Genomic DNA, 12511 nt, shown 5'->3' with positions numbered 1-12511 from the left:
ACAGAAAGAAATTGTAGCGTATAAATAACCAAATGGTGAATTGAGTAGAAACACGGAAGGTCTTAAAAACCTTCATTTCAGCGTAAGTAATACTTTAGTTTTCTTTTCTTAAATCCTACGGAAATCCGTAAAAAAAATACCCTGATGAACATTACATTTGTTACAATAAAATTAACCCATGAAAATATTATACATCTTATCAATTCTAATCTTAATGATATCCTGTAGTGGTACTAGCAGCAATAAAAACACACTAATATTTAAAAAGCAGGATTATATAGGTAGCTGGCCATTTTCCGTCGATGAAATTGAAGTTTATTGTACAGGATACAAAGGAGTTTATTGCAAAGCAAACAATGGAAAAACTTACGCATTAAATGGTACAGCAAAAGGTATTTCACAAAATGATCCATCAATAAGTAAAATCGAAGAAATATGGCTTGATGACCCTGAACATTCTGGATTAAAACTTTATTATACTGATTTTATAGCTGAAGGTTTGCAACTTTGTGAAGATAAATAAAATAGATATACTTATGATTATAGAGTTTAAAAACAATTACTGCTTAATAAATATTTCAATATATTTGGTAAAAAGCTAAAAATACATGAACGGATTACATATTAACATTGGATTTTTTAAAGATAAGGACATCAAATTAATTCAAAAATATTGGGATGAGCTACTCGCTAATGGATATGAAATTGTAGATACTAATATTCTTGGCCATGACATGGGAAATGTAAATGAAAGTTTTTTTATTGTTAATTCTGATCAGGGGTACATAAAGCATAAATTCAGAGAGATTGTTGTTGATAAAGAAGTAAATTTAGTTGCTAAATTTATGGTAAGTGGCCTTAAAAGCTTTGAAAATGTAGATCAATTGAAAGAGAGGATTGATATCATGCTAACAAATAGAAGAATTGATTTGGTTGACGAAATTAATTTCTTTAATATATCTAATAAAATGTTATCTGTTTTGGAAGAGAAAGGGTATCAAATCATCCCCTTTGTAGGATATCAAATTATTAAAATAACCGACGCAGAAGGGGAAGAGAAAGGGGTAAAATATAGGTATCAATTTGATTATAATTTAAGAAAAATAAGATTGTATGAGGAAACTAAAACCACAAGGTGCGCTAGTACTCTGTATTATGATGATTTTCAAAATTTATCTGTAAATGAAATTTTCAAAATGTTATACTATGATTTGCCAACTCAAAAAAACAGATAATCAAATAATTCCACCTTCTTCTCAATCACAAGCATCATATTGATTGTCAGTGACATAAAAATAAAAAATCCAAAAAACTAGAATTTTCCAGATCAATTTACAGTCTCAGAAACTACTTCAGTATCCTTCTGTAACAAATCCTTTCTATATCTTATCCCCCATTCCCCCATGGTATCAATAATGGTGTGCAGGCTTTTTCCAAAACAGGTCAGCTCATATTCTACCGAGACCGGCATGGTGTTGTTCTGGGTTCTTTTGACCAGGTTATTCATTTCCAGGTCTTTCAATTCTTTGGAAAGGGTTTTGGAAGCGATCCCTTCTACCTGTCTTTTTAAATCCATAAAACGCAATTTTCCAACGTAATATAATTGGCTTATAATTAAGGTTTTCCATTTTCCATCCAGCAGGTCCATTGTATCCTTTACGCCCCGGATGTGGCTTTTGCAATTTTCTCCGATTTCAATTTTATCTTTTTTCATACCCTGAGGTTCTATGACAAAATTACGAAATTCCTTATACACAAAGCCACCTGGTTACTTATTGGTAACTGGTTACCAAGAGGTAACAGGTGTATTATGGAAACCAAAACGCTCTAACTTTGTACCCGTAAAACGAGATATGATCTCAATAGAATTTTAATAAAACAGTCAACATTATGTCACTACAAGAAGCATTAGAATGGAGATTTGCCACAAAAAGTTATAGTGGAGAAACAATAGACAACGAAAAGATCAACCAGATTCTGGAAGCAATCCGTATGACGCCATCCAGTTCGGGTTTACAGCCTTTTAAGGTTTTGGTCATTACCAATCAGGAATTAAAAGAAAAATTACATCCAGTTGCTTTTGAGCAGCAACAAATTCTTCAGGCTTCCCATCTTCTGGTTTTTGCAGCCTGGGATGAGTATACTCCCGAGAGAATCAATTCTTTTTTTGAATTCAGCAATAAGGAACGTAATCTGCCTTCCAGTGCCACTGATGATTATCGGTTAAACCTTCTGGAAAGGCTGAACCAGAAAACCAAAGATGACCATTTTGTGAATGCCTCACAACAGACTTATATCGCGTTAGGATTTGGAATGCTTGCCGCAGCACATCTTAAAGTAGATGCAACTCCTTTGGAAGGATTTGAGAACGATGCTTTTGATGAGCTGCTCCATCTCCGTGAACAGGGATTAAAGAGTACTGTTCTTTTGGCATTGGGATACAGAGATGAAGAGAATGACTGGCTGGTGAATCTTAAGAAAGTAAGAAGATCCTGTGAGGATTTGTTTATTGAATTTAACTAGGCCTCAGTAACTAAACTTTGATGATTATAGATCGAAGATGTAATTTTAATAAAATACAATCATCTACCATAAGACCTCTTTCAAATACAAAATACTGCTTCAATAAGGCAGTATTTTGTATAATAATTCTTCAATTAGCCTTTTCTACTTTGTTTTCTATTTCCTGCTTAATTTTCTTAAGTATTTCAATCGCATTAAGGTTTTTAGGATTCAGAAATAGAGATTTTCCATAATTGGCAATTGCAGCATTATAGTCTTTGGCTATCCAGTACGCTTCTCCTAAACTGTCAAACAGATTGGCATCATCAGGATACATTTCTGTTGCAAATGTGAAAATCTTTATTGCTCCATTGACATCTTTTTTATCCCGCATCCACTCATATCCGATATAGTTGCCTAGCCATGCCAGTCCGGATGTTGATTTGAAATTTTCAATTTCTTCTTTTGTTTTTCCGAATGTTTCTTTTGTCCAGATACTTTTAAGATATCCCGCAGGGTCATTGGGATCATTATATTTTTTATAAAAAATCACCCCTTCAGCGGTAACAGGAAAAAGTTCTGCCATTGTATAAGCATGGGTTCCTTTTTTCAATTCTTCTTTCAAATTAATTTCTACAGAATGGTTAAAATCATGATGAAGAAATAATTGTATTGTTCCCTTATTAAGATCATAAACACTAGTATACTGTGTATCCTTCACATGCATTTTATCCATAACTGAAGAACAAAAAGCGGAGGTTCCATTGGGCTGGTTAACTTTTAGAAAATTTATCCCATTCATATAATAGTCTAACTTCTTTCTATCTTCTTCTACTGTATCTTTAGTAGGATTAAAATTAGACTGAATATAATACTCTTTTTTACCTAAGGACAACGCTCCTCCTTCTACCAATAAATATTCTCCAGTTTTGTCTACAAACATCATGACACTTGAGGTAAGAAAACTCATATCTATTGTATACAGATAATCTTTAACCTGACGTACATTATTAAAATTACTCATCACATGCTGAACGATTTCTCTTACAGGTTTTTCGATTTTACCTTCTTGCTTAACTACAGGCATTTCAGGAGTAGCAAAACCATCAAAGACCAATCCTGTTTCGTTCATAGCTCCTTGTGGAAAACGATTGATAAAACCTACATAAGCTACTCCATATTTATCCTTTATTTTGGGTTCAAACCAAATTTCAGCATTAGGACTTACCCAATCTTCATTATTCCCAACAATAGTACGCCCTTTATGGGTCATTTTAAACATACTGCAACAATAAGCGGTATGATTAACGATGACCAAAAACAGAATTAACAACTTGATTTTCATGGATTAGCATTTTAATTAAATCAAATTTAATTAAAAAAAATAATATCCTTTCTTTCCTTTGACTATTTTTAACTCTTCTTTTAAGCTTATGCTCAAACCCATTCATTGAATAAGACATTTTTCCAAGTTACAAATCCTCCCGAACTATTTTATATAAAAAAAATACAGCAGATTAAAATAGTAACTCCATTACTTATGATAAACTGTTTTAATTATTTATTTACTTAAAAATGCATTCACCTCTGTCACAAACACCTCATGATTCTGAAAAAAAGAAGCATGTCCTGAATCCGGAAAAATGACAAGTTCCGAGTGTTCTATATTCTGATGCATATTTTTAGCATTCTGAACAGACACAGGAAGGTCATTTTCACCATGAGCAATCAGGACAGGTTGTTGAATATTTTTTATTTCATTCAAAGCATTGGCATCAGGCTGTGCCCAGCTTAAAACAGCAGTAAACTGAGAATTGGAGGTAGCATCACTTAAAGGAAGGTCCCTGTCTGTCGTACGACGTTGAACTCTTGCATAAGCAGCTTTTCCTGCTGCAATACTCTCAGCAGATGATGTAAATCCGAATTTCAGGAATGATTCTTCAGCGCTTAATCCGGCTGTTCCCGCAATAATATTGGGTAAATTGGAGAGTCCGATAGCGCCTTTGGGGCCTGTTCCTGTTAAAATCACCTTATTAATCAGGGAGGGTTCGGTTAAAACGACTCTTTGTGCGACAAAACCACCCATCGAAAACCCCATGATATTCACTTTACTCAGGTTCAAAGCTTTAATAAAGTCAATAGCATCATCAGCCATTCCCTGTATCGTGTTGGGAGTAACTCCTTTTGAAGCAGCTACTCCCTTGTTATCAAATAAGATCACTTTACATTTCTGAGCCAATCCGTCTGTCACTGCCGGATCCCAGTCGTCCATAGATCCACCCAGCCCTGGTAATAAAACAATTGGAATTCCCTGATCTTTCCCTAAAATACGATACGCAAAAGTATTTCCCTTTACTTCTACATATCTGGTTTTGGCGGTTTGATGGCTGTCACCTTGTATCTCCTGAATCGTGGGAGGCTCATTTTCCTCTCTGCAGGACATGGTGACTACCGTGAAAAGAGTTAAACATAACATGCTTGCGATGGAGATTTTTCTGATTGCTTTCATTGTTGCTTATTTTTAAAATTAATACAGCAAACATAAATCTCAAAATCAGGCAAAGCACTTAAAAATAGATTAAACAAGACATATCAGGGATTTAACCAGACATCAGGAAATCTGAAAATGATAGTGAAGAAAATAATAGGGTTAGTTTCGACAATTCTGGCACTTGTTATTCCTATCTTTTCTATGCCAAATTTAATAACATTATGGTTTACTAAGCTCATGCAAAGCCTCCATCGCTTTTTCAGCATCACCTTTCGCGACAAATATATGGTCATGGAAATACGCTGCCACCACATTACAACTTATCTGCTCCTTCTTCAAAGCGTTGGCGAATGCCGCTGTCAGTCCCACAGCTTCCAGTGAAGAATGAATATTAAGAGTGATCCAGGACGAAATATAGCTGTACTCCAGCTTCCATTGATCTGCCATCGACTTTTCCAGGACTACCGTTATCCCTTCATTTTCCCGAAAGAGAAACAATAGTTTTTCCACATCAGGAATCTGAACCAATTTTTCAAGGGTACAAAAAACATATTCTCCCGGGTTCAGTACAGGTTTCATATTTTGAAGCAATACTGACAAATCTTTTTCTCCTGACATCTCTTTTTGTTACAAAGCTAAAATATAGGTTTCAGCTTCTGTTTATCATTTGATAAAAAACAAAAGCAAAATTGTACTTTTCTTTCCCCAAATTGTGTCCCTGCGCACAAAAAATGACTTATTATTTTTTTAAGTAGAAATGAGCAAAACCAGAGAAATGGGCATATATAAAAATAAAAAAGGAGGCCTCTCTCGCCTCCTTTTTCTGGAACTTTGCCTTATAGGGCCTGTTTTAACTTCTTTTTGTGTTTTTATGTGTTTTTGTGTTTTTTTGGCTTTTTCAAGAAGTCAATAAGGCCATATACGCTTTTACTTATTTTTTTTCATCACTTGCATTCGTATATTACTATACTTTCTTATTTTTATCATCATAATGATTTACCTGATTACAAATAATTAAAATATACTCTTAATTTTGCATTTTCCTCATTTGGTAAATTTTATAGTACAAAGTAACGACATAAAAGAATAACATCCATTATAATACCCGTCGATACATGTCGGATGCTTCATAGATATTTATCGATGTAAAAATTTGAGCCAAAAAAAAAGTCTGATAAAAGACGTAAGAAAGTTAGATTTTATGGTGGGTTTTAATGAGCTCAATGAGCTCAACGAGGTTTTCGAGTTTTAATTTTTCAAATATATTTTTCTTAATGGTACTTACCGTATTCTGTTTGATATTCAATTTATTGGCAATTTCCAGATTCCCATATCCTTCTGCATACATTTCTGCAATTTCCAATTCACGCTTTGTCAATGGACTCAACGGACTTATCAAATCCGGGTTATAAATAAACTGCACCAATAGTTTTCGCACAACATCCGAAAAATACTCTCCTTTTTGTATAAACTGCAAGATGCCTTCTCTCACCTCCTCCTCTTCACTTAATTTACTGAGATACCCATTAACTCCCGCTTTAATAAATTTGAGCGCATGCAGATCTTCTTCAAGCCCGGTAAAAACCAGAATTTTTATATCAGGGTTTGCTTTTTTTATTTCAGGGATGATATGTAAGCTGTTTCCATCCGGAAAATGAGCATCAATAACCGCCATTTCTATTCCTTTTGATTCCACCAGCTCTGCAATTTGTTGTAATGATGAAGTATGGTACACCTTTGCATTGGGAGCAATATCACTGATTACAATCTCCATTCCCTGTCTTACAATACTATGATCATCTGCTAAAAGAAAAACTATTTCTCTATTTTCACTTGGTAACTCCATTATTATTAGTATTTAAAATTAACTTGAATGTTATTTTCGTTCCTTTATGCAACTTACTGGAAATTGATATATCCCCATCAAAAAGTTCTACAATTTCTTTGCATAAATTAAGCCCTAACCCTGCACCAAGGTTATCAACCTCATCTGATACAGTGCCCTGATAATAGGGTTCAAAGATCTTCTTAAGATCAGATTCCGATATTCCTATTCCTGTATCAGCCACCGTGGTTGTCAATACAATTTTGTGATCATCCAATGGCTCAGTGATCAAGGTAAGATCAATCTGACCGTTTTCTGTAAACTTATTGGCATTTCCGAGGATATTCATAAAAATCTGGTTCATTCTGATCCCATCAGAATTTACAATCGTTCCTTCGGGAATCCTGTCTGTTACAACAAACTTATTATTTCTCGTTTCAATATAAGGAGTAATAACCTTTACAATAGAACCGATTTCCTCTTCAAGATTAAAGACCGAATTGATCAGCTTCTTTTCAGTATCCTGATTTTTTGTGTATTCAAGAATCTGATTAGACTGCAGAAGTAAGGTACTGTTGGTAAATTTAATCGACTTCAGATAATCTTTTATGGTTTCATCATCTGTTGTCCTGTAGATCTTGTCAATAAAAATATTGATAATTTTCAGTGGAGACCTGAGATCATGACTCAGCATTCCCAATATTCTGTTCTTAAAATTAAGATTGTTTTTAATCTCTTCATTCGCTTCATTCAGCTTACGCTCATAGATGAAAGCTACTCTCGTAAAATACATAATCAGGATCGATACGATAAACATTAAAACCATCAGTCCCAATACCAGATAGGTTCTGATTTTATTATTATCTGAGCTCTGTTTATTGTATTCTTTTTCTAATTCCGATTTAAAATCCTTAATTGCATTTTCATACACATCAATCAGCCCGTTACTGTACACCAGTAATTTACTGAAATTGCTGTAAAATTGAATGTTATTTTTTTGATTACGGGCAGCATACAACTGCACTTTCTTCACTTCAGCAGCATAATGTTTGTCCATAGACTTCATCGCATTACTCACTTCTGTCTTAAGGTTAGAAAGATCTACCGTTTTATTATTCGTTAACGTGACCACCGTACTTTCTTTCTGAACATTTACTTTACCTGTAATTGCATCCTTTAAACGCCCCATAAAGCCCTTCTTTTTTATCGTATCAGCATAGGTACGTGTCTGAATGTTCAGATTTTCAAAATTATTCTTGTATTTTTCCGGTTCATAAGGCTTTTCATCCATTTTCGCCGGTGGGTTCAGAGATGTTTTGTATACAGAATCCATCAGGGTCTTCAGCCTTGTCACTTTCAATGTATCTATTTTCTGCTTCGCCAGAGTATTTTTAAGCCTTGGGCTTGCCTTTTCATATTCTCCGATCTTATCAAAATTATTTTTAAGCTTTCTCAGAGATTGAAAATACAAATCAAGTTCTTTATTATCCTGGTTGACCATATATTTTTGAAGATGATCCTGAGCATCCATAAAATCTTTCCTCGAATGATCCGTCAAGCCGCCCAATGCCCGGCTTTCTTCCAGCTGAGTCTTAATAAACTTCAACTTCTTTTCGTTGACAAATTCGTTGTAAAAAAATATTGCAATAATCCCCTGTATCAATAAAATACACAGGATCAATGAGTAATGAACAATCTTCCTCAATTTGAAATTTAAGAATTTGGATGCCATATTTACTTATCTGCTAAATTAATTCTCTAATTACCTTTGTTCGTTTATAATTATTTTTAAATAATATAATATTATTAATTAAAATTCAATAATCAATGAATATATCATTCAAATAACAAAGTTAAAGTAATTTTTGTCTTGTCATAAAAGTAAATATCAAATAAAACGTAGAAATTTCAATACTTTTTTACATTAAAATCTGATTAAATTTTTAAAATTCAATAGTGTATAGGTATATTTTTAGATTGATGGCAAAAGTTGAGGCTTATCAAATATTTGACAATCTTTGTTATTTTTTTATCAGAAGCTTTATCCCGCTATCCATTTATACTCCTCACGCCAACGCTGTCCGGCACTAAACCCATCCCGTATGCTGCTCCATGTTGCGGGGTAATCATTTCTATCGGGGCTAAGGTGACCAACCATAATCAATTATAATTAAACAATTGACAGCAAGCTAATTAAAGCGTTTTAAAAACAAATTATGAACTTATTTTCCATCCTTTTGACATTTGTTGAATATCGCACATCCTTCTGTATATCTTGTTTTTATTTAACCGCTCCTCATGAATCCCCTTTTCAGCAACTTAACCTTCTTTCAGGACAATATTTACCCTCCTTTCGGAAATGGTATGTATCATAAGATATGTTTTGAAAATGTTCATATTGGTTTTGGGAATCTTTTTTTAGGCCGCCGGTTGATACTCTATTTTGAAAGTGATTTCAAGAGTGTAGAAATGCATTTTACCATCAATGGCAAGAGTTCGGCCCATTCTGCAAATTTCGGGAAAACGATTAGTTTTGAAAGCTATCAGCACAACATTATCTATGCTTATCAGATGGGTGGTAAGATGGAATTCAGCGGAGAGGATATGCAGATCCTGGAAAACCCAAGGCATTTTTCAACAGCTTTTAAGAGAAAATACAATGTTATTCCAAATACAATTAAAAATTAATACCCGAAACACTTCATTCAAGATCAGAGCTTATTATATTTTCATTTCGAATCACCGTCATTAGTATTTTCTATTTTTCATTTGGAATCTTGATATGATAATTTCCTAACTTGTATCGTTTAAAAAAGGTAGAAAGAATTCTGAATGTTTTCATCGGCATATCATTTACAGATATTGAATGACAACCACTATCTTAAGCATTCAAAAAACAGATAACAGCAAAACAGCTTCATTTTCTTATGAAAAATAAAGATATTAATTCTCAGAACGGCTTTACATTCAGTAAGCATATTCCGGAAGAATTATCAAATTTTGACAGGGTCTTCGATATTTTCAGAGACCTGCTTACCCATACCTCCGGAGATCTTGAAGAGGCCTTCGAATGGCTTGACATGCTTGATAAAGAATATGATATTTTCAATGATGAATATACGCTTCAGGATTTTGAAGAAGATCTTAAAAAACGTGGATATATCAAAGAAGAAGACCCCGAGGAAGGTAATTCAGGAGCGGGAGAAGGTAAAAATATACTGACCCCGAAACTAGAAGCCGCATTGCGGGAATATGCTCTGGAACAGATTTTTGGAAAACTGAAAAAAAGCGGCGTAGGTAATCATCGTACTACAAAAACAGGTATTGGCGATGAGCGTGAGGGCGAAAACCGTTCTTTCCAGTATGGAGATGACTTATCTGCAGTGAATATGACCGAAAGTTTAAAAAATGCCCAGATCAACAACGGAATCTCGGACGTTCGACTTACAGAAGATGATCTCATCGTGGAAGAAACAAAGCATAAGGCTCAGATGAGTACCGTTTTAATGATCGACATTAGTCACTCTATGATTTTGTATGGGGAAGATCGTATTACACCGGCAAAAAAAGTAGCAATGGCTTTGGTAGAACTTATCAAACGAAAATATCCTAAGGATTCCATTGATATTATTGTTTTTGGAAATGAAGCATGGCCCATCAAAATCAAAGATCTTCCTTACCTGAAAGTCGGACCGTATCATACCAACACCGTAGCCGGGTTGGAACTGGCCATGGATATTCTTCGCAGAAAAAGAAATACCAATAAACAGATTTTCATGATTACGGATGGAAAGCCCAGTTGTATCCAGCTGCCTACCGGAGAATTTTATACAAACAGCTACGGCCTGGATGAGATGATTGTGAATCAATGTCTCAACCGTGCAGCGCAAGCCCGAAAACTTAAAATTCCTATCACCACATTTATGATTGCCCAGGATCCCTATCTGCGGCAATTTGTGGAAGCATTTACTGCACAAAATAAAGGAAAAGCCTTTTTAACAGGTTTGTCAGGATTAGGGCAAATGATTTTTGAAGATTACGAAAAAAACCGAATAAAGAGAATATAATCAGGGGCCATAAAAAGCGTCCCGAAAAAAATCTCACTTATATAATTAGTATTTAAAAAGAAATGAAAAACGATATTACATTCAAAGAATTAAAAAACTCAGGGTATATTGACAAAACAATTAATGAGGAAATTCAGGCCAATTTAATTTCAAGAATAAAAGCCAAAGAGCCTGTATTTGAAGGGCTTTGGGGATATGAAGACACTGTTATTCCTCAGTTGAAAAAAGCAATTCTTGCCGGCCACCATATCAATCTTTTAGGTTTGCGCGGACAGGCAAAAACCAGAATTGCAAGAAGTATGGTAGATCTGCTGGATGAGTATATGCCAATTGTAAAAGGTTCTGAAATTAATGACAGCCCTTTTCATCCTATTTCAAAATATGCCAGAGATCTTGTTGAAGAGCTTGGAGATAAAACGCCGATTTCCTGGGTGCACCGCTCCGGTCGCTTCTTCGAAAAGCTGGCTACTCCTGATGTAAATGTTGCCGACCTTATTGGTGATATAGATCCCATCAAAGCAGCAACGTTGAAGCTTCCTTATTCTGACGAGCGTGTTTTACACTACGGAATGATTCCTCGTGCCAACCGATCAATATTCGTACTTAATGAATTACCCGATCTGCAGGCCAGAATTCAGGTTTCATTGTTTAATATTCTACAGGAAGGAGATATTCAGATTCGTGGATTCCAACTGAGGATGCCTTTAGATATACAATTTATATTTACCGCCAATCCGGAGGATTATACCAACCGCGGAAGTATTGTAACTCCGTTGAAAGACAGAATCGGTTCACAAATCTTCACACACTATCCTAAAACTATTGCACTAGCACGCCAGATTACAGAACAGGAAGCAATGATCTCTTCTGAAGACAAATCTCAGATCCAAATTCCTGATCTGGCGAAAAATCTGTTGGAGGAAGTTGCTTTTGTAGCCCGTGACAGCGAATATGTGGACACCAAAAGTGGTGTCAGCGCCCGCTTAACCATCAGTGCTATGGAAAATCTGGTAGCAGCGGCAAAATTACGCTTGATCGAATCCGGGAAAGAAAAAACGACAGTTCGTTTGCTTGACTTTATGTCTATTATTCCGTCTATTACAGGAAAAATTGAACTGGTATATGAAGGTGAGCAGGAAGGTGCAGATTATGTGGCCAAAATTTTAATTGATAAAGCAGTTATGATTCAGTTTGAAAGCCTGTTCCCACGTATTCCCAAACTTGAAAAAGAGGATATTAAAACCCCATACACCGACCTGATCAGATGGTTTAATAAAAACCACCTTCAACTTAACTACAATGATACGGATGAGGAATTCTATACTAAGCTGAACAGCATTCCACCTTTGGTAACTCTGGTAAAAGAAAATACGTCAGAATTAAGTACGGAAGATCAAAACTTCTGCAAAGAACTGGTACTCTGGGCCTTAACCATAAGCAGCAAAATAGACAAATCTGAAAACCAATCTACCTTTACCTTTGATGCCACAGGAATAGGTCAGTTTTTAAGAAATTAAAAAAATATTTTAAACAGTCGTTTATTAGTAAACATTGATATAAAAAACCTTTAGAAGTATCTGAAGGTTTTTTTATATCAGAAATAAAACTCCAAATAACAAAAAAATA

Annotated in this window: 12 protein-coding genes; 6 read left to right on the top strand and 6 right to left on the bottom strand. The window is 34.8% G+C overall.

The features are described from left to right. Nucleotides 1–178: 178 nt before the first annotated feature. Nucleotides 179–523 (top strand): DUF2511 domain-containing protein, encoded by a 345-nt coding sequence (locus C1631_RS15420; RefSeq protein WP_109713216.1) that lies wholly within the window; start codon nucleotides 179–181, stop codon nucleotides 521–523. Between the two features lie 85 nt (nucleotides 524–608). Then, nucleotides 609–1235: a hypothetical protein gene (locus C1631_RS15415; RefSeq protein ID WP_103249464.1), complete on the top strand. Its 627-nt coding sequence runs from the start codon at nucleotides 609–611 to the stop codon at nucleotides 1233–1235. Between the two features lie 92 nt (nucleotides 1236–1327). Here the strand turns inward: C1631_RS15415 and C1631_RS15410 are convergent, their stop codons facing one another. Continuing rightward, complete coding sequence (locus C1631_RS15410; RefSeq protein WP_103249465.1) at nucleotides 1328–1714, bottom strand: winged helix-turn-helix transcriptional regulator; 387 nt, start codon at nucleotides 1712–1714, stop codon at nucleotides 1328–1330. Nucleotides 1715–1890: 176 nt separating this feature from the next. Between C1631_RS15410 and C1631_RS15405 the strand changes: the two genes are divergently transcribed. Then, nucleotides 1891–2523, top strand: a complete 633-nt coding sequence (locus tag C1631_RS15405) for an NAD(P)H-dependent oxidoreductase (RefSeq protein WP_109713214.1) — start codon at nucleotides 1891–1893, stop codon at nucleotides 2521–2523. 130 nt (nucleotides 2524–2653) lie between these two features. Here the strand turns inward: C1631_RS15405 and C1631_RS15400 are convergent, their stop codons facing one another. From C1631_RS15400 to C1631_RS15380, 5 genes are all read right to left on the bottom strand, one after another. After that, nucleotides 2654–3847: a hypothetical protein gene (locus tag C1631_RS15400; protein ID WP_123966701.1), complete on the bottom strand. Its 1194-nt coding sequence runs from the start codon at nucleotides 3845–3847 to the stop codon at nucleotides 2654–2656. A 216-nt stretch (nucleotides 3848–4063) separates the two neighbouring features. After that, on the bottom strand, nucleotides 4064–5011 hold the full coding sequence (locus C1631_RS15395; RefSeq protein WP_109713210.1) for an alpha/beta fold hydrolase: 948 nt from the start codon (nucleotides 5009–5011) through the stop codon (nucleotides 4064–4066). Between the two features lie 201 nt (nucleotides 5012–5212). Continuing rightward, nucleotides 5213–5611 (bottom strand): ACT domain-containing protein, encoded by a 399-nt coding sequence (locus C1631_RS15390; protein WP_103249038.1) that lies wholly within the window; start codon nucleotides 5609–5611, stop codon nucleotides 5213–5215. Nucleotides 5612–6185: 574 nt separating this feature from the next. Beyond that, nucleotides 6186–6839, bottom strand: coding sequence for a LuxR C-terminal-related transcriptional regulator (locus C1631_RS15385; protein ID WP_109713208.1), 654 nt, complete (start codon nucleotides 6837–6839; stop codon nucleotides 6186–6188). After that, on the bottom strand, nucleotides 6823–8550 hold the full coding sequence (locus C1631_RS15380; RefSeq protein ID WP_109713206.1) for a sensor histidine kinase: 1728 nt from the start codon (nucleotides 8548–8550) through the stop codon (nucleotides 6823–6825). Before C1631_RS15380 ends, C1631_RS15385 begins: the two co-directional genes overlap by 17 nt. 566 nt (nucleotides 8551–9116) lie before the next feature. Between C1631_RS15380 and C1631_RS15375 the strand changes: the two genes are divergently transcribed. The 3 genes from C1631_RS15375 (at nucleotide 9117) to C1631_RS15365 (ending at nucleotide 12402) form a co-directional block, all read left to right on the top strand. After that, complete coding sequence (locus tag C1631_RS15375; protein WP_109713203.1) at nucleotides 9117–9506, top strand: hypothetical protein; 390 nt, start codon at nucleotides 9117–9119, stop codon at nucleotides 9504–9506. A 239-nt stretch (nucleotides 9507–9745) separates the two neighbouring features. After that, a complete protein-coding gene (locus tag C1631_RS15370; RefSeq protein ID WP_185144672.1) occupies nucleotides 9746–10885 on the top strand; it encodes a vWA domain-containing protein in 1140 nt (379 codons plus the stop codon). Nucleotides 10886–10947: 62 nt separating this feature from the next. Continuing rightward, entirely contained in the window at nucleotides 10948–12402 is a 1455-nt protein-coding gene (locus C1631_RS15365; RefSeq protein ID WP_109713201.1) for a sigma 54-interacting transcriptional regulator, read from the top strand. Nucleotides 12403–12511: the final 109 nt, after the last annotated feature.

This window comes from Chryseobacterium phosphatilyticum, from assembly GCF_002899825.2.
Classification (GTDB): Bacteria; Bacteroidota; Bacteroidia; order Flavobacteriales; family Weeksellaceae; genus Chryseobacterium; species Chryseobacterium phosphatilyticum.
This window is presented reverse-complemented; position numbering and strand designations above follow the sequence as displayed.

What these genes read in the sequence shown, in the direction of transcription:
- C1631_RS15420 (WP_109713216.1), top strand. Translation starts at nt 179, where the DNA reads ATGAAAATATTATACATCTTATCAATTCTAATCTTAATGATATCCTGT.
- C1631_RS15415 (WP_103249464.1), top strand. Translation starts at nt 609, where the DNA reads ATGAACGGATTACATATTAACATTGGATTTTTTAAAGATAAGGACATC.
- C1631_RS15410 (WP_103249465.1), bottom strand. Translation starts at nt 1,714, where the DNA reads ATGAAAAAAGATAAAATTGAAATCGGAGAAAATTGCAAAAGCCACATC.
- C1631_RS15405 (WP_109713214.1), top strand. Translation starts at nt 1,891, where the DNA reads ATGTCACTACAAGAAGCATTAGAATGGAGATTTGCCACAAAAAGTTAT.
- C1631_RS15400 (WP_123966701.1), bottom strand. Translation starts at nt 3,847, where the DNA reads ATGAAAATCAAGTTGTTAATTCTGTTTTTGGTCATCGTTAATCATACC.
- C1631_RS15395 (WP_109713210.1), bottom strand. Translation starts at nt 5,011, where the DNA reads ATGAAAGCAATCAGAAAAATCTCCATCGCAAGCATGTTATGTTTAACT.
- C1631_RS15390 (WP_103249038.1), bottom strand. Translation starts at nt 5,611, where the DNA reads ATGTCAGGAGAAAAAGATTTGTCAGTATTGCTTCAAAATATGAAACCT.
- C1631_RS15385 (WP_109713208.1), bottom strand. Translation starts at nt 6,839, where the DNA reads ATGGAGTTACCAAGTGAAAATAGAGAAATAGTTTTTCTTTTAGCAGAT.
- C1631_RS15380 (WP_109713206.1), bottom strand. Translation starts at nt 8,550, where the DNA reads ATGGCATCCAAATTCTTAAATTTCAAATTGAGGAAGATTGTTCATTAC.
- C1631_RS15375 (WP_109713203.1), top strand. Translation starts at nt 9,117, where the DNA reads ATGAATCCCCTTTTCAGCAACTTAACCTTCTTTCAGGACAATATTTAC.
- C1631_RS15370 (WP_185144672.1), top strand. Translation starts at nt 9,746, where the DNA reads ATGAAAAATAAAGATATTAATTCTCAGAACGGCTTTACATTCAGTAAG.
- C1631_RS15365 (WP_109713201.1), top strand. Translation starts at nt 10,948, where the DNA reads ATGAAAAACGATATTACATTCAAAGAATTAAAAAACTCAGGGTATATT.